Here is a 19053-nt window from a genome sequence, read left to right as displayed (position 1 = left end):
AAGTCGAACCGCTCTAGGGTCGGCTCAGAACCAAAGAGGGCGCCATGAACGACCAGTGTGACATCCTGATTTCCGGCGGCGGAATTGCCGGTTTGACCGCAGCGGCGGCCCTTGGCGCGGCTGGATTCAATGTGGTCTGTGTTGATCCTACCCCACCTGTGACCCAGCGGGACGTGGACGGATCGGATTTACGGACCACCGCGTTTTTGCAACCAGCCCACGGTCTTTTGGAACAATGCGGGCTGTGGGAAAAACTCGACGCGCATGCCGCCCCTCTTCAGATCATGCGGATTGTGGATGCAGGCGGCGATGTGCCCGAGCCGCGCGTGGTGCGCGACTTCAATGCCGCGGATATCTCGGACCAGCCCTTTGGTTGGAACCTGCCAAACTGGCTCTTGCGGCGCGAAATGGTGGCCCGTCTCGCTGAACTGCCCAATGTCGATTTTCGCCCCGGAACGGGCACAGTCAGCTTGTTCACCCGTACAGCCGAAGCCCGCGTTGGCCTGAGCGACGGGACGCGCATCCGCTGCAAACTGGTGATCGCCGCAGATGGTCGCAACTCGCCCATGCGAGAGGCCGCCGGGATCAACGTGCACACCACGCGCTATGGGCAAAAGGCGTTGGCCTTCGCGGTTACACACTCGATCCCGCATCAGAACGTCTCGACCGAGATTCACAGGTCCGGCGGCCCGTTCACGCTGGTTCCCCTGCCCGACTGGCAGGGTCAGCCCTCGTCCGCGATTGTGTGGATGGAGCGTGGCCCGCGCGCGGTCGAATTGCTGAACACCGAACCGGAAAGTTTTGAAGCGCTGATGACCGAACGGTCCTGCGGGTTGTTCGGTCCGTTGAAACTGGCTTCACGCCGAACAATCTGGCCGATCATCAGCCAATCGGCAGAGCGCCTTTCGGGCGAACGCGTGGCCCTGATGGCCGAAGCCGCCCATGTCGTGCCCCCCATCGGTGCGCAGGGGCTGAACATGTCCTTGGGTGATCTGCGATGCCTGCTGGATTTGGCACAGGCCCGTCCTGAGGGCCTGGGTGACGCGCAGATGTTGGATGCCTATCACAAAGCGCGTCATACCGAGATCGAGGCCCGGGTCAAGGGTATCGACTTGCTGAACCGCGCCTCGATGATCGAAGCGCGGCCTTTACGGGACATACGTGCAATGGGGTTGAACGCGCTGTATTCGCTGCCGACCGTGCGCAAGACGCTGATGCAGATGGGTCTCGGCGTCCGTTAAAGCCCGATGGTCACAAAACTTGGTCCAGCACGCGCTTTAGACGCGCGATTGTGCCGTCAACATCGTACAGCTTGTCCAGACCGAACAGGCCCAGACGGAAGGTGCTGAACCCGTCTGGCTCATCACATTGCAAGGGTACACCAGCAGCGATCTGCATGCCCAAGGCGGCGAATTTGCTGCCGTTCTGGATATTGGGGTCCGAGGTATAACTGACCACCACACCCGGCGCACCAAACCCATCGGCGGCGACAGAAACAATGCCCTTCTCCTTCAGCATTGCCCGTACACTGTCCCCCAATGCCCACTGGGCGTCACGCAGTTTGTCAAAGCCATAGTCTCGAGTCTCAGCCATCGTGTCGCGGAAGGCTTTCAGCGCATCTGTTGGCATCGTGGCGTGATAGGCGTGACCGCCATTTTCATAGGCTTGCATGATCTGACGCCATTTCTTCAGGTCGACGGCAAAACTGTCCGAAGTCGTCTCCTCCAGCCTTGCCTCAGCCTTTTCGGACAGCATGACAAGACCCGCGCAAGGCGATGCGCTCCACCCTTTCTGAGGGGCCGAGATCAGGACATCCACACCCGTCGCCTTCATGTCCACCCATGCGCAGCCCGAAGCGATGCAATCCAGAACCATCAGCGCCCCAACCTCGTGGGCTGCGGCTGCCATCGCCGAAATATAGTCGTCGGGCAGAATGACCCCGGCCGCCGTTTCGGCATGCGGCGCAAAGACAACATCCGGGCGCCCATCGCGGATCGTTTCGATGACTTCCTCGATCGGAGCAGGCGCAAATGGGGACGTTGCCGAGTTGCCGGTCTGGCGCGCCTTCAGAACTGTTGCCGACGCCGTCAACCCACCGGACTCGATGATCTGGCTCCACCGATAGGAAAACCAGCCATTCCTGACCACCAAAACATTGGCATTGCGGGCAAACTGGCGCGCGACTGCTTCCATTGCATAGGTACCACCGCCCGGGATAACGGCCACACCGTCAGCGTTGTAAACGCCTTTCAGCATCTCAGAGATGTCGCGCATCACATGCTGAAACTGAACCGACATGTGATTAAGCGAGCGATCGGTGAAGACGACCGAAAACTCCTCTAACCCATTGGGGTCAATTTTGTCCAAAAGCGGGGGCATTGGTATTCCTTTCAAATTCCACGAAACGAGCGGGTGTTCGCAACTTCGCTCACTGCCTCTCAGTTATTACTGAAAATTGACCCAACGGAACCCGGTTTCCTAAGAAAATTTTAACGCCTCAAAGGCCCTATCGACAACTAATGACGCCAAACAGTGTCAGCAACCCTTTACACCCCTACGTGTTTCTGACCAGATACATACACTTTGGAGAAGAAAGGTATTTTCACTCGTGACTGCGCATAAGCGGATCAGTTTTCAGTTTGTACGTGACGAAGTAAAACGACGAATAGAAACCAGAGTTTGGCCACAGGGGTCGGTGCTGCCGACAGAAACCCAGTTGGCAGAAGAATTTAATTGTGCCCGTGCCACGGTAAATCGTGCTTTGCGGGAACTGGCAGATCAGGGCTTCGTTGAAAGAAAACGTAAAAGCGGAACGCGGGTCAAAAAAGAACCCAGCAAACACGCAAAACTGGAGTTTTCCCTGACCCGACTGGATGTCGAGGGGCAGAACTCCACCTATCGTTATGCGCTGGTCGAGCGTAATATCGTCTCCAGCCCCGGATGGCTTGCCTCTCAGTTAAGCGTCTCGCAAGAAGCGCGTGTTTTGCATATTGTCTGCATGCACTATGCAGACAACCGGCCGTTTCAACTGGAAGAGCGCTGGATCAATATCGATGCAGTTCCAGAAGTGGAACATGCTGACCTCGACACCAAAGGCCCGCATGAGTGGCTGTTGCACGCCGCCCCCTTCACCGATGCTGAAGTCGCCTTTTGCGCGATTTCGGCAGATGGACGGCTGGCTGAATTCATGGGGACAACCTCGGGGACGTCCATGATCCAATTAGAGCGCACGACATGGAAAGACGGGCAGCCAATTACCTTTGCGCGCATGACACATCATCCCGGATATTACATCCGTACCAGGTACTAAAACGGGCCTAGCCGATAGGCCCGGGTAGCCTCTCTTCGCTCAGCAATACATTGGCTTCGACATCTCCGGCCCCGGGCAAAGTCATTATCCGGCGGCGCAGAACACGTTCAAAGTCCGAGAGATCCCGTGCCACGACGCGCAAACGGTAATCATAGAGGCCCAACACATGTTCAACGGTTTGAACCTCGGGGATCGCACTGACGGCACGTTCGAAATCTTCAAGGCTGACCTGACCTTTCCGCGCTAACTTGACCCCCAGAAAAACTGTCACCCCAAACCCCAACGCTTCTGCATTCAAACGCAGGCGGCGCCCCTTTATGATCCCCGTCGTTTCAAGCCTCCGGATACGGCGCCACATCGCGGGCTGAGACAGGCCAAATCTACGCCCCAAGGCACCCGCGCTTTGCGTTGCATCCTGGATCAGAGCGCGCAGAATTTTGCGGTCGAGCTCATCCAATTCGGTCATAGCGGCAGCACCTCATCGCTTTTGACCCGCGCGATATGCATCAATGCCTCGATATCTGCGATATGCGGCAAAGTCAGGATACGGTCACGATACAGCTGCTGGTAATGTGCCATATCCTTGGCAAGCACAGATAAGCGCACATCCACGCGACCCAAAAAGGTCTGAATCTCGATCACCTCGGGAACCTCGCGCGCGACACCCATGAACTCGTCGAATGCACGCGGTTGGGTCTTATCCAGCGTCACCCGCAATGAAACCTCGACTGCATATCCCAATGCGGCCCAGTCAATGATCGCCTCTTGGGCTTGAATAATCCCGGCCTCTTGCATTTTTTCGATACGTCGCCAGCAGACACTTGTGCTGATGCGACAAAGCTCGGCCAACTCAGCGGTTGTCAGCGTCGGGTCGGCCTGGAAATGACGCAGAAGCCTGCGGTCAACATCATCAAGCATGATTTTTTCATTTTTATTATACTTCAAGAATAGATACTCGAGTTATTCTTGATAATTCAAGGATAACAGTATCGCTATCCTTGGAAAATCGCCTTAAAACCCACAGCAATCGAAACAGAAAGGACCAGCATCATGCGCGTCTATTACGATCGCGATTGCGACATCAACCTGATCAAAGACAAAAAAGTGGCCATCCTGGGTTATGGCAGCCAGGGTCATGCACACGCGCTGAACCTGCGCGACTCGGGCGCGAAGAATCTGGTCGTTGCCCTGCGCGAAGGCTCGCCTTCGGCTAGGAAAGCCGAAGCCGAAGGCCTGGCGGTCATGGGCATTGCAGAAGCGGCAGCCTGGTGTGATGTCATCATGTTCACCATGCCCGATGAATTGCAGGCCGAAACTTACAAGAAATACGTGCATGACAACATCAAGCCGGGTGCTGCGATTGCGTTCGCCCACGGCCTGAATGTTCACTTTGGCCTGATCGAACCGAAAGCAGGCGTAGACGTCATCATGATGGCCCCCAAAGGCCCCGGCCACACCGTCCGTGGTGAATACACCAAAGGTGGCGGCGTTCCCTGCCTTGTGGCTGTTGACACTGACGCAACCGGCAAAGCGCTGGAAATCGGTCTGTCCTATTGCTCGGCCATCGGTGGCGGCCGTTCGGGCATCATCGAGACCAACTTCCGCGAAGAATGCGAAACCGACCTATTCGGTGAACAGGCGGTTCTGTGTGGCGGTATCGTCGAGCTGATCCGCTGCGGCTTTGAAACTCTGGTCGAGGCAGGTTATGCACCCGAAATGGCCTATTTCGAGTGTCTGCACGAAACCAAGCTGATCGTGGACCTGATCTATGAAGGCGGAATCGCCAACATGGATTACTCGATCTCGAACACTGCTGAATACGGTCAGTACGTCACTGGTCCGCGCATCCTGCCTTATGAGCAGACCAAGAAGGCAATGAAAGAGACCCTGTCGGACATCCAGAGCGGCAAATTCGTACGCGACTTCATGCTGGAAAATGCTGTGGGTCAACCCACCATCAAAGCCTCGCGCCGTTCCAATGACGAGCACCAGATCGAAGTGGTCGGCAAAAAGCTGCGGGACATGATGCCCTGGATTTCGGCCGGTAAACTGGTCGATCAGGAAAAGAACTGATCCTATCGTGACGCCGCCCCCCCGGGGCGGCGTCATTCATTTAATGGGCGTCAAAAATTTCTATCGACGGCCCGCCAACAATATCCACATGGGTATACATCGGGTTCGAATGCTGCTCGAACCGCACCGGCTTGTCGACAACCACCGAGGGCCATTTCCCGGGCTTCTGACAGAGGAAGATGTTGAGCAGCAAATGGCTGGGATTGATCCCCTGCGGATTGGCGATAACCAACATGGGCTCGACCCCTGGATTACCAACCGTGACAATGCCCGTCACAATCAACCTACCGGGCCCCGGAGGCATCTTGTTGTTCCAAGCATACCAATCTCGTGAAGCCACATCGTCTCCGGGCTGGCAAACAGCATTCACTTCTTTGTAGTCCATAATTTGTCTCCAAATTCTTTTTCCAATACCCCTACAATACCACACTCGCAGCTAATTGTGACGAAGCAGGCAATACCATGAGCGAACCCTCTGAAATCACCAACAAAAACTGGCTTATGGTCGCTGTACTTGGCTTCATCTGGGGCGGCACATTTATGGTCGTGGCCATCGCGCTCGAAGGGTACGGGCCCGTCACAGTAGCAACAGCGCGCACGACTCTGGGCGCGCTGACCCTTATACTGCTGATGGGGGCGACGGGTCGCAAATTGCCAACAACCACGCGGGGCCTTTGGCCCTCAATCATCGTGATCGGCATTCTGTCGACGGCCCTACCTTTTTTGCTGCTCAGCTGGGGCCAGCAATATGTTCCGTCCGCCTTTGCGGGCCTGTCGATGGCGGCCATCCCGTTGATGGTGTTGCCACTGGCACATTTCTTTTCGGATGAGCCCCTCAACGCGCGGCGTTTTGTTGGCGTATCACTTGGATTTGCAGGCGCGCTGGTGCTGATTGGCCCTGGCCTCGCACAGCTTGGTAAAGGTGCGGAACCACTGGCACAGCTGGCCTGTATTGGTGCCGCACTGTGCTATTCCTGCGCTTCTATATTCACGCGCAGATGCCCTCCGGTCGATCCGGTTGTTCTGGCTGCGCTCACTTTGCTGGTCGGCGCGGCGATCTTGTTGCCCATCATGCTGGTAACCGAAGGGGTGCCAAATTGGCATGGCGCACGGCCTAGCCTCGCCATAATCGCATTGGGCCTTGTTCCAACCGCCTTTGCCACGTTGCTGCGCGTCTCGATTATTCGCAGCGCCGGGTCTGTTTTTCTGACGCTGGTCAACTACCAAGTTCCGATATGGTCGATGGTGTTTGGCGCGTGGGTTCTGTCCGAGGCATTGCCGATACGGTTTTACGTTGCTCTAGCGATGATCCTGACCGGGCTAGCGATCAGCCAGTGGTTCAGCCTGCGCAGAATGCTGGCCGGTCGCTAGCCTGCAACCGCCGCGACCTCAGCAACGATACTGTCAACGACTTTGGCCAACAGCTGATCATCTTCACACTCCGCCATGACGCGGATCAGAGGTTCAGTGCCGGATTTACGGATCAGTAATCGGCCTTTTCCTTTCAGACGCTCTTCGGCATCCGAGATTGCGGCTTTCACACCAACTGTTTCCAGCGGGGCCTGCCCCTCGCCATAGCGCACGTTCTTCAACAGTTGCGGTACTGTTTCGAACTGAACCGACAGTTCGGATGCGTTGCGCCCGGAATGTACCATTTCAGCCAGGAAATGCAGGCCCGCCATGAGGCCATCGCCTGTGGTGGCATAATCGCTCATGACGATGTGGCCAGATTGTTCACCACCCAGGTTGAAATCTCCTTCACGCATCCGCTCGACTACATAGCGGTCGCCTACGGCCGTTCGTTCAAGCCTGAGCCCCTGCGAACCGAGATGGCGTTCGAGACCAAGGTTGGACATGACTGTCGCGACCAAAGCGCCGCCGCGCAAGCGGTCGGCCTTGGCCCAAGAGGTCGCTAACAACGCCATCAACTGATCGCCGTCGGCCACGTGTCCGTGCTCATCCACGATCACAACCCGATCGGCATCACCATCCAGGCAGATCCCCACATCGGCCCCGTGCGCCACCACCGTTTCAGCTGCTAGCTGAGGTTTGGTCGAACCGCAATTCAGGTTGATATTCTTACCGTTAGGAGAGGTGCCTACAGGAATGACCTCGGCCCCAAGTTCCCACAAAACTTCGGGCGCAGTACGGTGCGCGGCGCCATTGGCGCAATCCACCACCACTTTCAAACCGTCCAGCCTAAGATCGCGGGATAGCGAAGATTTCACCCGCTCGCCATAGCGAAACCGCGCATCGTCTACCCGGCGGGCCCGACCGATATTTTGGGCCTGCGCAGGCTTAACCCCTTCTTCGATCAGCCGTTCGATTTCAATTTCCGCCTGATCCGACAGTTTGAAGCCATCAGGCCCGAAAAACTTGATCCCGTTGTCTTCGGCGGGGTTGTGACTGGCCGAGATCATCACGCCCAGATCGGCGCGCATTGACCGCGTCATCAGGCCGACAGCCGGCGTTGGAACTGGTCCCAGCAGCAAAACATTCATCCCGGTCGAGGTTAGCCCCGCCGTCAGCGCGTTTTCCAGCATATACCCAGACAGGCGCGTATCCTTGCCAATAACAACACGGTGCACGCCGGATTGGTCACGTCGGAAGTACCGCCCAACCGCGGCCCCTATGCGCAGGGCCATCTCAGCCGTGATCGGATGCGTATTGGCGGTGCCACGCACCCCATCGGTTCCGAACAGCTTGCGCATTGGTATCTCTCCGTAAATTCTTGCTTGCGACCGGATTACCGGACGGCGGCCCATAGACGCAAGGCCTGAGCGGTTTCAGCGACGTCATGAACACGCAGGATCTGCACACCCTGTGCCAATCCGGCCAGCCCCACGGCGATGGATCCCGGCGCACGCGCGTCTTTGCGGGGCTCTTTGCCTATCTGCCCGATAAACCCCTTTCGGGATACGCCCAGCAGGATCGGACACCCCAAACAGTGAAACAGGCTGAGATTCTGCAGAAGGATAAGATTGTGCTTTTCGGTTTTGCCAAATCCTATGCCCGGGTCGATAATGATCTGGTCCCGGCTCATGCCGAGGTCTTCAAGAAAACCAACCTGCCCATGTAGGAAGTCATAAACATCCAGCAAAACACTGTCGTAAGTCGGGTCGTCCTGCATCGAACCGGGATCGCCCTGCATGTGCATCACGCAGACAGGGGCCCCAACCTGGGCACAGAACGGCGCAAGGTCCGGGTCGAAGGTAAAGCCCGAGACGTCATTGATCAGCCCTGCCCCGGCTTTCCAGGCGGCTTTGGCGACGGCGGCTTTGCGGGTGTCTATGGAAATCAGCGCATCGGTGGCCGATCTGATCGCTTTGATCAGCGGTTCGGTACGGGCGATTTCCTCGTCTTCAGGAACAAAACTTGCGCCGGGGCGTGTCGACTCGCCTCCGATATCAAGAATACTGGCGTCCTGCGCGACCATGTCCCGCGCCGCAGCCTGTGCCGCCTCGACCGAGTTATGCACCCCGCCATCCGAGAAACTGTCCGGCGTGGCATTGAGGATGCCCATGATCTGGGGCCGATCCATCGCAACGCCAGAAATAGCGGCCCGTGGACGTGTCAGCCGATCCAGCACATCGCCGGGAACCTGCGCAGCCGGGATGATGCACGCGGCTTCAGTCCGGCTGAGGCGTTCGACATGGGTGAACCACAGCGTCTGACCGGCTAAGGTCACCGCCCCTTCAGGGCGCGCCTCACCATGCTGAACCAAGGGTCGGTAGTAAGCAGTCACAGATTCGCCTGATCCACCGGCACAGCGCGCAGCGGAGTCTGGGGTGAGTCCGGCAAGGCGCCTCCGAATACCATCAGCTCGCTCGCTTCGAATGTCGCGGCAAACCACGCCGCCAGAGCGACCGCATCCGAGGGCGCAGCCGACGGGCCGTCCACTGCATCAAGCACGATCTTGGACGGCGCCCAGACGCAAATCTGCCCGTTCTTCATGGCCCAATCCAACTCGGTCCGGGTGGAAACGACAACGCAGCGCAGGTCGCGCGCGGCCAGTACCCAGGCGTTCTGTTCAATGGCCAGCAGGTCGATCCGGCGCTGAGTCATCGCGTGACCGGTTTGCGAAACGGCCATATCCGCCGCCCCGACGCAGAGGATCAGGGGGCGTTTCCGGTTTTCCAACTGGTCAATCCAGCCGGTCAGATTGTCCGACGCGATTGCTTCGTTTGACAGGAAGGCCAAACGCGGGTGCGGACGCTCTTCCTCGACCAGCTCGTGGTGAGTTGCATCTTTACCGCGCACGATCTCAACGCCCAAAGCGCCGGGGCCACGATCCAGCTTTTCTATTCTGACAAAGGCTCTTACAGCCTGAGGTTCAAGCAGAATTCTCTCGGCAATCCGGTCCGCCAGAGTTTCCAGCAGGTTCAACCGCTCGGCCGACAGCTCAAAGCCGATGGCCTCGGTCACACGATCATAGGACAGGATGCGATCAACATCATCGTCAATAGGATCGGTCAGCGGGCGCACCTCGACAACGATATTAAAGCAAATGCGTTGCGTCGTTCCACGCTCGGCCTGAAAGGCGCCGATCTCGACCTCGACAATATGGTCACGCAGAGAGATGCGATCCAGAGGTCCCCGCGTGGCAGTCGCCTCGGACCGCTCGGACGGGTGCGCAAAGGCAAGACGGATTTCAGAACTCATGCGATTGACCCTTTGGGCTTGGTGGACGTATCGGCCCTAATTACACATTGCAGGCCCTATAACATCGCAGCAAACGCCATTCCAGTCTTCGAATGCGGCGTCAGCTGACGCGAAACCAGCTCATCATTCCGGATGCGGAATGACCCAGCATATGGCAGTGTAACAACCAGTCGCCTGGATTGTCAGCAATCAGCGCGATTTTACGGGTCTGACCCCGCCCTATCAGTATCGTGTCGCGCCAGGGGCCCAGCGTGCCGTCATCCAGGATGATGCGGAAATGGTGCCCATGCAGGTGCATAGCGTGGGGAAACGCCGTTTCATTGACAAACTCAATCTGATGAGCACTTCCCAATCGTGCATCCAGAAACGGCTCATCCGGTCGATCAGAATAGCCATTCAATGCCCAAAACCTCCCGAGTTGGGCCAATTCACGGCCTGATAGTTCGGTCTCGCCCATATTGGCGGAATCCAGCCAGCGCATGGCCCCGCCTTGCAGCGTCATGCGATGGATCGGTGCGTCGTCCAGCCGAACCTTAGGCATCTCATTTGCTGGCAAAGGGCGGATTCCAGTCCTGTTTGCCGCCGCCTGACCGGCCACCGCAAGCCGAACCAGACCGAAGCTGTCACCGCGTTCTTGACTTACAAGCCCGGCAATCTGACCCTCATCACTTTGCACATCCACGATCAGATCCATCCGCTGAGCAGGTGCAAGCGGGACGTTCCCGGAAACCGGCAAAGGGTCAACCAGAGGCATTCCATCCAAAGCGACGATCCAACCTGTCAGACCAACCAGCCCCAGATCGAATATCCTGGCATTTGCCGCATTGATCAGCCGCAGCCTCAGGCGCGCGCCGCGCGCCACTGCATATTCTGGATCAAACTGGCCATTAACTGTGACGAGATTGCCCAAACGCCCGGCGTGGCTGAGGTCGTGCTGGTTATCAAAATCTTCTACGATCTGCCCGGTTTCCGGGGTCAATCGCCAGTCGTCCAGGACAAGGGTCAAATCCTGATCCACATCAGGCAGATTATCTTCTTCGACAATCAATGGGCCGTAGAGGCCACGCGCAACCTGCTCCATGGATCGGTTATGGGCATGATACCAATATGTTCCCGCATCCGGGACCACAAAGTCATAGGTAAAACTGTGGCCAGGCTGAACAGCGTCCTGCGTCAGACCCGGGACTCCGTCCATTGCATTGACAATCCGAATGCCATGCCAGTGGATCGTAGCGGGTTGGGGTAAATCGTTTACCAATCTGCGCCGGACGCTTTGCCCTTTGCGCAGGCGAATTTCTGAACCGGGCACATTTCCACCAAAGGACCAAACCGAGGTCTCGGGGTACCCGTCAGGGGCCAGCTGTCGGGAGACGATCTGGGCAACCAAATCATCTATTGCGGCATGCACTGCCTTGGGCAACAGCAACATTGCTGTACCGGATTGCAAAATCTGTCTGCGTGATAACACCAATACGGGCCTCCTGGACCCGCAATCTAAACCGATTTTCGTCCCGCGCCAGTAGGGTTCCAGCGCGGGTGCGTCAATCAGTTACTCGCCGTCTGATAGTTGTGACGGTAGAAAATATGGACACCGATACGCGCGGTTTCCTTGTAGACCTTGGCCCAAGACGGGCGCACTGCGGTCGTGTGATAATGCGTAGCCCCTTCGGTGAGCTTTTTGGCAGCCCCGTCGATGGCTGTACGCGCGACTTTCGCTACACGCTCATAGGCCTTCTTTTCACGGATCACTTCCTCTTGACCGTCACAGGTATAGGTGAACTGGCACTGGTATTTCTTACCTGTGCCCTGATTGATCACACCACACAGCGTGTCGGGAAAGCGGCTGCTGGCAACACGGTTGAGGATAACCTCCGCCACAGCAAACTGTCCGCGCACGCCTTCGCCGCGCGCTTCAAAGTACAACGCCTCGGCCAGGCACTTGAATTGTTCGCCTCCGGTGGCGGTGGGTTGCTCGTCCAACCAGCTCTTGGAGTAGGACACTTCTTTCGGCTCAGGCTCCTGTCGGGGCTTGAACAAATTCAGATAATCGCGAAAATTCTGACCGGGCAGTTCGCTACGGGCGACCAGCTCACGTTTCGCAGTATCGGTTGCTTCCCTCTCAGCGAAGGACACACTAGGCAGCATGGTTGTCGCCATAACGGCAACAGCCAGAATATATCTTAGCATCAGATAACCTCGCACAGGCACATTCTGCGCCATACCCTCCCCCGGCGGGCGCGATGAGGCTCATACCGAATTGAATCGGAAACGTCCAGATCAGAAGAAGATGCAAGTGGAAAATCGCCGTAACGTCAAAATAAGTTGACGACGGCTACCTTCTTTTCACACTAATCCTTGGGTCGGCAGTTACTGTCAACCCCCAAGTCTGGACGAAATCGCCAGTTGAGCGGCAGCCAGCCGAGCGACAGGTACCCGGAAGGGTGAACATGACACATAGTCGAACCCCAAATCCCGACAAATTGCGATTGATTCGGGGTTTCCGCCATGTTCGCCACAGACCGACAGGGTCACGTCCGGCTGAACCCGGCGTCCGCGTTCAGACCCCAGCTTCAGCAATTCCCCTACACCATCGGGATCTAGCACGTGGAACGGATCCTCGGCGAAAACACCCTGACGCACATAAGCAGACATGAAACGACCAGCGTCATCACGAGACAATCCATAGGTCATTTGGGTCAAATCATTGGTGCCGAAGCTAAGGAACGCAGTTTGTGGAGCGATTTCGTCCGCCCGCAGGCAGGCACGCGGCGTTTCCACCATGACCCCCAGCCGATATTCGAACTCTTGCCCTCGTTCAGCGGCTACCGACGCCGCAACCGTGTCTATCCGAGATTTGACAAGCTCAACCTCGCGCTTGGCCGAAACCAGCGGTATCATCACCTCGGGGACCACCAGAGCGCCCTCTTTGCTGGCCTCAAGCGTCGCCTCAAAGATTGCCCGGGCCTGCATATCATAGATTTCCGGCACCGTGATGCCCAGCCTGACGCCGCGCAATCCCAACATCGGATTATATTCGGTCATCTCGGCGACACGGCGTTCCACATCCGAAACCGGCAGATCAAGTGCCTCTGCCAATTCACGCTGGCCACTGCGAGTCGTGGGCAGGAACTCATGCAACGGCGGGTCGAACAGGCGGATACAGACCGGTTGACCTTCCATAATTCGAAAGAGTTGCACGAAATCTGCGCGTTGCATCGGAAGCAGACGTTCCAGAACCGCCGCACGACCGGAAGAGGTTTGAGCAAAGATCATTTCGCGCATCACGATCAGGCGGCCGGGATCAAAGAACATATGTTCCGTCCGGCACAGGCCGATCCCTTGTGCCGAAAAGTTCCGAGCGGTCTGCGCATCCGCAGGCGTATCGGCATTGGCGCGGATCTCAATATCACGTTCGGCGTCTGCCCAGCTCATAAGCGTCTGAAAACAATCGTCTAGCGCCGCCTCAAGCATCGCGGGTTGCCCCGCCAGAACCTGCCCCGAAGTTCCGTCTATCGTCAGCTTGTCGCCCGTTTTGAAAACGCGGCCATCCTGGGCTGTCAACATCTTCTCTTTGGTCTGAAACCGCATTTCAGAGGCGCCAACGATGCAAGGCAGGCCCAAGCCGCGACCGATCACGGCCGCATGGCTGGTCATCCCACCCTTTTCGGTCAGAACAGCCACTGCGGCGTGCATTCCCCGGACATCTTCCGGGGACGTCTCTCGGCGCACCAGAATACAGGGCTCGCCCCGCGCGGCACTGGCCTGCGCCTCGGCCGCAGTAAACACAAGCTTTCCGGTTGCCGCCCCTGGACTGGCTGCAATGCCTGTGGTCAGCACATCACGGCGCGCGTCGGGGTGAACCTGCCGGTGCAGCAACTCGTTCAGAGAATGCGGATCGACCCGCATCACCGCCTCTTGCTGAGGAATGATGCCATCCTCGGCCAACCGAACGGCAATCCGCATGGCAGCACGGGCACTGCGCTGCACGCGCACACCGTCCAGAATGTGAACGTGCCCATTTTCGATGACGAATTCGACCTGCATTTCCTCACGCAGCTTTTCGCGCATGATTGCAGCATGTGCCTTGAGTTCCGCGAATGCCTTGGGCGCAACTTCCTCAAGCGACTTACCACGCGGATCCTTTTCCAGATACAGCGCAGCGACCCCCTCGCCCAACGCATCGCGACCCTGGCTTTGGCTGAGGTAACGACCGGTTATCTGCTGCAGCCCTGTTGTCGGATCAATCAGTTGCAGAACGCCGGACCCGCATTCGCCCTGCCCCACACCCGGGACCATCTCCTGAATGACCAGGCCCAGACCTGCATCCGCTGGCGCACCTTTTGCCTGGCGTAACAGCCGGGCTGAGGTTCCATCCCAGGCCCGCGCCATCGATCGCAGAACCGCAACCAGCTGCTCACCACGATCCTGTGGGAAAGGCTCGTCGGTTTCATCCTCATAGGCCCGCAACGACTGGCGCAGACCTTCCAGCCCATCGGCCTCGATGTCGTCAAACACATCCGCATCCAGACGCGCCACATGAATGGCATAGCTTTGAACAAAGCGCAGCGACAGTGCAGCCGCGGCCTCGTTCCCCATCTCGTCTGACAGGTCCACATAGCGCGCATCATTCATACCGATGTTGAGGATTGCCCCCGGCCCGCCCCAATCGGGATCCTCGGAGCTTGGGCGAACACACAGCAACGCCGCCTCGTCGAACTGTTCGAGAATGGCCGCAATGTCGGGCACCTGCCCGCCGGCGATCCGCTGCACTGCATCAAAGGACAATGCAACCGTTCGTGGTACGGGAAAATCCAGCCGAACCAGGCGCTGCAGGCATTTCGCGCGCCCGCCATGAGTATTCGCCGCTACGGGCGCTTCGGCTGTGATCAGAGTGGTATGCGGGTTATTCTGCACTGCGGCACCTTTTGGTTTCACCGCAGCATAGGCCCCTGCGCCCGTGGCGCAAGAGCGTTAACCTTCGATTCGGGCCAGATCGGCCACGCTGGAACAGACCTTCCTGATCTGGCTGAGCAGGTTCAGACGGTTGCGGCGCAGGATGTCATTGTCGGTATTGACCTGCACATCCTCAAAGAACGCATCCACCGGCCCGCGCAGCGCGGCCATGGCCGTCATCGCGGCCGGGAAATCCTCGGACGCCAGCGCTGTGTCGATCTGTGCCTGAGCCTGATCCAATGCTGCAAACAGCGCTTTCTCGCTTTCTGTTTCGGCAAACTTCACATCCGCCCCATAGGAGTACTCGACCCCATCCTTTTCCTCGGCCTGAGTCAGGATGTTGTTGGCCCGCTTGAACCCCTGCACGAGGTTTTCACCATCTTCGGTCGCAATCACCGCGTTCAGCGCGCGGGCACGTTTGACCAGCAGGTTGAGGTCGTCATTGCCGTCCATCGCTATACAGGCGTCGATGATGTCGTGACGGATGCCCTCGTCGCGGAGGAAGACCTTGAGGCGATCGTGGAAGAAGGAGAGGAGGTTGTCAGTATCGTCCCAGACTTTAGGCAACCCAAGAGCCTCAACGGTGGCTTGCAACGGGTTAATCTTTTCGATGGCTTTCTTAATCATACCAGAAGCGGTCGAAGGGTTGCGGCGTTCCTTATCAACCGCTTTAGCTAACGAAAGTGGGTTCAAATTTAGTTCGTCTGCAATCTCAAGCACTCGTTGCTCGTGCTCCTGCCCTTCAGCCCAATTTTTTTGGCGAGCACGTTCGAGCAAAGTTGAGGTGATTAATTCACCTAATTTCAGTGTCACCTCACTATCCAAAACCAACCGAATAACCCCCAACGCCGCACGACGCAGGGCAAAGGGGTCTTTCGACCCGGTCGGCTTCTCATCAATCGCCCAGAACCCGGTCAGCGTGTCCAGCTTATCGGCCAGCGCCACGGTCACCGACAGCGGTGCGGTTGGTACGTCATCCGACGGGCCCAGTGGCGAATAATGCTCTTGCGCCACGGCGGCCACTGCGGCGTCTTCGCCTGCGGCCTCAATATAATACCGACCCATAAGCCCCTGAAGTTCGGGGAATTCATAGACCATTTCCGAGCTCAAGTCGGCTTTGGCCAGACGCGCGGCTTTCTCGGCCACTGCCGGTTCGGCACCTGCGATCGGTGCCAACTCGCGCGCCAGCGCGGCAATACGATTGATCCGTTCCGCCTGCGTGCCCAGCTTGTTGTGGAAGGTCACATTCTCCAACGCGCGGGTCCATTGGGCGATGTCCGATTTGGCGATGCGCAGGTCGTTCTCCCAAAAGAACTTGGCATCCGCCAGACGGGCCGACAGCACCTTTTGGTTCCCCGCCAGAATGGTCGCCCCATTATCGGCGGTCTCGCGGTTGGCGACGGTGATGAAGCGTTCGATCCGGCCTGTCCTTGGGTTCTTTACGGAAAAGAACTTCTGGTGTTCCTTCATCGAGGTCTGCAGCACCTCAGGCGGCAGTTCCAGGAATTCCTCGTCGATCTGCCCCATCAGCACCACGGGCCATTCGACCAGACCGGCAACTTCGGCCAGCAGACCCTTGTCGTCGACCACTTCCAGACCGGCGGCAAAGGCCATGTTCTGCGCGTCGTTCCAGATGTGTTCGGCGCGTTCCTCGGGTGACAGCACAACAAAGGCGCGTTTCAGCTTGGCGGCGTAATCCTCGAAGGACGAGACAGAAAACCGGTTCGGGGCCATGAAACGGTGGCCCTCGGTCGTGTCGCCGGATTTGATCCCTTCAACCTCGAGCGGTACGACCTGCGCGCCTGCCTCATCGCTGAGGATGCACAGGATCGAATGCAGCGGACGTACCCAGCGCATCGACCCACTTCCCCAGCGCATCGACTTGGGCCAGGGGAAATTACGGATGGTCGCCTCAAGCACTTCGGCTACGATATCAGTCGCCGGTCGCCCGGGCTTTTCGATCATCGCGAAATACACCGCGCCTTTGGGCGTTTCGCGCTCTTCCAACTGGTCACGGGTTACACCGGCGCCGCGCAGGAAGCCTTCAATGGCCTGATCCGGCGCGCCCACTTTCGGACCCTTGCGTTCTTCGCGGATGGACGGGCTTTCGGCTAGCAAGCCTTCGACCGCCAGCGTCAGGCGGCGGGGCGTGGTCAGAGAGGCGGCCCCGGCATAGGTCAGACCGGCCTCGACCAGACCATCGGTGATCCGCTTTTTCAGGTCTTCACCGGCACGGGTTTGCATGCGTGCAGGGATTTCCTCGGAAAACAGTTCGATCAGCAGGTCGGGCATAGTCAGTCCTTAGAAATTGACGATCGTCTGGATGACGATGGCATTGGCGATATCCACAAAGAATGCGGATACAAGGGGCAGTACGATAAAGGCAATAGGGGACGGGCCATATTGCTTGGTTACGGCGGTCATATTGGCGATGGCGGTGGGGGTCGCGCCCAGCGCAAACCCACCGAAGCCTGCGGCCAGAACCGCGGCGCGATATCCCGACCCCATCACCGGAAACAACACGTAGATAACGAAGATGACCGTAAAGGCGGTTTGTGCCGCCAGTACGACCAAAATGGTCACACCAAGCTCCGCAATCGTCCACAACTGCAGGCTCATCAGCGACATGGCCAGAAAGGTACCCAACGCAAGCTCTGAAACCAGCCCAAGCGCGGATGTGCGGCTGACGGGAACTGCATTTGGCCGCAACCAACTGCGCAGGTTGCCGATCAAAATGGCAATGATCAGACAAGGTACAAACAGGGGAAGTTTCAGGCCGGCCTCTGCGATCAGAACATTCACACCGTAGCCAACGATAATGGCAAGATGGAGGTACAGCATGACCCGCATCAGACCAAGCGGCGTAATATCGGGATAACGCTGTTCTTCGGTTGCGACACCAACTGTCAGTTCTTCGTTGGGGCGGTCGGGGGTCAGATTATAGCGTTCGACAAGATACTTGGCCACGGGACCACCAACCACCGCGGCCAACACCAGGCCCAATGTCGCCACTGCGACCCCCAACTCGGTCGCGCCTTCCAACCCAGTTACGGCACCAACGTCCGGCGCCCACGCGATGGCGGTTCCATGCCCGCCGATCAGTGCAGCTGATCCGAATAACACTCCGGACTGGGCAGGAAAGCCAAATGCAACCGCCCCGACCGCACCAATGCCGTTTTGCATGATGATGGTGATCAGTGTCAGAACCAACAGCAAGAACAGAGGTTTGCCGCCGGTAAGCAGATCCAGGAACCGGGCATTCAGGCCGATTGCCGCAAAAAACAGCACCAGCATGTAATCCCGCGTGGCCATCTCAAAATCGAATGAGATGCCTGTGGCCAGGTATAATCCCAACATCACCAGCGCTGCGACCAACCCGCCGCTGACCGGTTCGGGTATGTTGAAGCGCTGAAGCAGTTTCACCTGCGTGTTCAACTCCGCCCCCAAAAGATAGACAGCCAGACCCAACGTGGCGGCGATCATATCCGGGATGAGATAAGTCATTGCCCCGTTTCCGGTTGCTGCGGGCATTCCTCTCCGACGACCGTGCCGTCATAGGCCTTTTCCCCGCAGTTGTTCAGCGCGTGCCAAACATAGCCTTTTCCATCCTGGGTTACAGCGACGATCCGGTCCACGCCAAAGTGTATATTCTTAGCCCCGATAAAGGCCTGCGCCTGACCGGTCTGCAACGCGTTGGCAATCATTATGGCATCGTAGCACTCAAACCATCCGGGCGCCGTCAACGGTTCGGGGTCATTGGCGGTCTGATAACCAGCCAGATCTGCTGGCGTCAGGTCAGTTTCAAAGCAGGCGCGGTATCGAATCGGAGAGCTGTCCGCATCAATCGCCTGAAAGTCCGTATAGGCGATGGTCTCGGGCTCATCTGCGCCGATTGCTAGCAAACGGACATCCTGTCCCGGCTTTGAGACCACTTCATAATAAAAGCCGTAAACTTGCAGATAGTACATGGCCCCACCAGCCAGAACAGCCGACCCAAGAAGGAGAATAGCAAGTAGTTTTCCGGTCATCGTTCGAGCATCCTATTCACGTGGCCT

17 protein-coding genes are annotated in these 19053 nt (G+C 57.8%); 4 read left to right on the top strand and 13 right to left on the bottom strand.

The annotated features are described in order from the left end of the window. The first annotated feature begins 44 nt into the window (after positions 1-44). Positions 45-1241 (top strand): UbiH/UbiF family hydroxylase, encoded by a 1197-nt coding sequence (locus tag AC2FH2_RS00520; RefSeq protein WP_496822534.1) that lies wholly within the window; start codon positions 45-47, stop codon positions 1239-1241. Positions 1242-1251: 10 nt separating this feature from the next. On the opposite strand, the gene AC2FH2_RS00515 is transcribed toward AC2FH2_RS00520, so the two are convergent. Continuing rightward, on the bottom strand, positions 1252-2379 hold the full coding sequence (locus AC2FH2_RS00515) for an aminotransferase class V-fold PLP-dependent enzyme (RefSeq protein ID WP_496822533.1): 1128 nt from the start codon (positions 2377-2379) through the stop codon (positions 1252-1254). Positions 2380-2608: 229 nt separating this feature from the next. Between AC2FH2_RS00515 and hutC the strand changes: the two genes are divergently transcribed. Beyond that, positions 2609-3310, top strand: coding sequence for a histidine utilization transcriptional repressor HutC (hutC, locus tag AC2FH2_RS00510; RefSeq protein ID WP_142634498.1), 702 nt, complete (start codon positions 2609-2611; stop codon positions 3308-3310). 7 nt (positions 3311-3317) lie between these two features. On the opposite strand, the gene AC2FH2_RS00505 is transcribed toward hutC, so the two are convergent. Together AC2FH2_RS00505 and AC2FH2_RS00500 are read right to left on the bottom strand one after the other, a co-directional pair. After that, complete coding sequence (locus AC2FH2_RS00505; protein WP_496822532.1) at positions 3318-3776, bottom strand: Lrp/AsnC family transcriptional regulator; 459 nt, start codon at positions 3774-3776, stop codon at positions 3318-3320. Beyond that, positions 3773-4228: an Lrp/AsnC family transcriptional regulator gene (locus AC2FH2_RS00500; RefSeq protein ID WP_271946422.1), complete on the bottom strand. Its 456-nt coding sequence runs from the start codon at positions 4226-4228 to the stop codon at positions 3773-3775. The genes AC2FH2_RS00505 and AC2FH2_RS00500 overlap by 4 nt, the downstream gene beginning before the upstream one ends. A 132-nt stretch (positions 4229-4360) precedes the next feature. Here AC2FH2_RS00500 and ilvC point away from each other — a divergent pair, with 132 nt between their 5' ends. Beyond that, a complete protein-coding gene (gene ilvC / locus AC2FH2_RS00495) occupies positions 4361-5383 on the top strand; it encodes a ketol-acid reductoisomerase (protein WP_142634504.1) in 1023 nt (340 codons plus the stop codon). A 40-nt stretch (positions 5384-5423) separates the two neighbouring features. On the opposite strand, the gene AC2FH2_RS00490 is transcribed toward ilvC, so the two are convergent. Further along, the gene (locus AC2FH2_RS00490) at positions 5424-5768 is read right to left on the bottom strand and encodes a hypothetical protein (protein WP_496693300.1); all 345 of its coding nucleotides are present in this window, start codon (positions 5766-5768) and stop codon (positions 5424-5426) included. Positions 5769-5845: 77 nt separating this feature from the next. Here AC2FH2_RS00490 and AC2FH2_RS00485 point away from each other — a divergent pair, with 77 nt between their 5' ends. After that, the gene (locus AC2FH2_RS00485) at positions 5846-6754 is read left to right on the top strand and encodes a DMT family transporter (protein ID WP_496693301.1); all 909 of its coding nucleotides are present in this window, start codon (positions 5846-5848) and stop codon (positions 6752-6754) included. On the opposite strand, the gene glmM is transcribed toward AC2FH2_RS00485, so the two are convergent. From glmM to AC2FH2_RS00440, 9 genes are all read right to left on the bottom strand, one after another. Continuing rightward, positions 6751-8094, bottom strand: a complete 1344-nt coding sequence (gene glmM / locus AC2FH2_RS00480) for a phosphoglucosamine mutase (protein ID WP_142634511.1) — start codon at positions 8092-8094, stop codon at positions 6751-6753. The genes AC2FH2_RS00485 and glmM overlap by 4 nt on opposite strands. Positions 8095-8129: 35 nt before the next feature. After that, entirely contained in the window at positions 8130-9128 is a 999-nt protein-coding gene (gene folP, locus AC2FH2_RS00475) for a dihydropteroate synthase (protein ID WP_496693302.1), read from the bottom strand. Next, positions 9125-10045 (bottom strand): dihydroneopterin aldolase, encoded by a 921-nt coding sequence (locus AC2FH2_RS00470; RefSeq protein ID WP_496687550.1) that lies wholly within the window; start codon positions 10043-10045, stop codon positions 9125-9127. Before AC2FH2_RS00470 ends, folP begins: the two co-directional genes overlap by 4 nt. A 100-nt stretch (positions 10046-10145) precedes the next feature. Further along, positions 10146-11474, bottom strand: coding sequence for a multicopper oxidase family protein (locus AC2FH2_RS00465; protein WP_496822531.1), 1329 nt, complete (start codon positions 11472-11474; stop codon positions 10146-10148). A 116-nt stretch (positions 11475-11590) separates the two neighbouring features. Then, entirely contained in the window at positions 11591-12265 is a 675-nt protein-coding gene (locus AC2FH2_RS00460; RefSeq protein ID WP_271946407.1) for a cell wall hydrolase, read from the bottom strand. A gap of 153 nt (positions 12266-12418) precedes the next feature. Next, a complete protein-coding gene (locus AC2FH2_RS00455; protein WP_281972295.1) occupies positions 12419-14980 on the bottom strand; it encodes a putative PEP-binding protein in 2562 nt (853 codons plus the stop codon). A gap of 36 nt (positions 14981-15016) precedes the next feature. Then, the gene (gene glyS / locus AC2FH2_RS00450; protein WP_496822530.1) at positions 15017-17290 is read right to left on the bottom strand and encodes a glycine--tRNA ligase subunit beta; all 2274 of its coding nucleotides are present in this window, start codon (positions 17288-17290) and stop codon (positions 15017-15019) included. A gap of 9 nt (positions 17291-17299) precedes the next feature. Then, positions 17300-18502: a sodium/glutamate symporter gene (gene gltS / locus AC2FH2_RS00445; RefSeq protein WP_496822529.1), complete on the bottom strand. Its 1203-nt coding sequence runs from the start codon at positions 18500-18502 to the stop codon at positions 17300-17302. Next, positions 18499-19026, bottom strand: a complete 528-nt coding sequence (locus AC2FH2_RS00440) for a DUF6446 family protein (protein WP_271946400.1) — start codon at positions 19024-19026, stop codon at positions 18499-18501. Before AC2FH2_RS00440 ends, gltS begins: the two co-directional genes overlap by 4 nt. Positions 19027-19053: the final 27 nt, after the last annotated feature.

This window comes from Ruegeria sp. YTSA105, assembly GCF_059610225.1.
Note: the sequence above shows the minus strand (reverse complement) of the source record. Positions and strands in the feature narration are given on the sequence as shown.

Excerpts from the sequence above, each read along its gene's own strand:
- AC2FH2_RS00520 (WP_496822534.1), top strand. The coding sequence starts at position 45 with ATGAACGACCAGTGTGACATCCTGATTTCCGGCGGCGGAATTGCCGGT.
- AC2FH2_RS00515 (WP_496822533.1), bottom strand. The coding sequence starts at position 2,379 with ATGCCCCCGCTTTTGGACAAAATTGACCCCAATGGGTTAGAGGAGTTT.
- AC2FH2_RS00505 (WP_496822532.1), bottom strand. The coding sequence starts at position 3,776 with ATGACCGAATTGGATGAGCTCGACCGCAAAATTCTGCGCGCTCTGATC.
- AC2FH2_RS00500 (WP_271946422.1), bottom strand. The coding sequence starts at position 4,228 with ATGCTTGATGATGTTGACCGCAGGCTTCTGCGTCATTTCCAGGCCGAC.
- ilvC (WP_142634504.1), top strand. The coding sequence starts at position 4,361 with ATGCGCGTCTATTACGATCGCGATTGCGACATCAACCTGATCAAAGAC.
- AC2FH2_RS00490 (WP_496693300.1), bottom strand. The coding sequence starts at position 5,768 with ATGGACTACAAAGAAGTGAATGCTGTTTGCCAGCCCGGAGACGATGTG.
- AC2FH2_RS00485 (WP_496693301.1), top strand. The coding sequence starts at position 5,846 with ATGAGCGAACCCTCTGAAATCACCAACAAAAACTGGCTTATGGTCGCT.
- glmM (WP_142634511.1), bottom strand. The coding sequence starts at position 8,094 with ATGCGCAAGCTGTTCGGAACCGATGGGGTGCGTGGCACCGCCAATACG.
- AC2FH2_RS00470 (WP_496687550.1), bottom strand. The coding sequence starts at position 10,045 with ATGAGTTCTGAAATCCGTCTTGCCTTTGCGCACCCGTCCGAGCGGTCC.
- AC2FH2_RS00465 (WP_496822531.1), bottom strand. The coding sequence starts at position 11,474 with ATGTTGCTGTTGCCCAAGGCAGTGCATGCCGCAATAGATGATTTGGTT.
- AC2FH2_RS00460 (WP_271946407.1), bottom strand. The coding sequence starts at position 12,265 with ATGGCGCAGAATGTGCCTGTGCGAGGTTATCTGATGCTAAGATATATT.
- glyS (WP_496822530.1), bottom strand. The coding sequence starts at position 17,290 with ATGCCCGACCTGCTGATCGAACTGTTTTCCGAGGAAATCCCTGCACGC.
- gltS (WP_496822529.1), bottom strand. The coding sequence starts at position 18,502 with ATGACTTATCTCATCCCGGATATGATCGCCGCCACGTTGGGTCTGGCT.
- AC2FH2_RS00440 (WP_271946400.1), bottom strand. The coding sequence starts at position 19,026 with ATGACCGGAAAACTACTTGCTATTCTCCTTCTTGGGTCGGCTGTTCTG.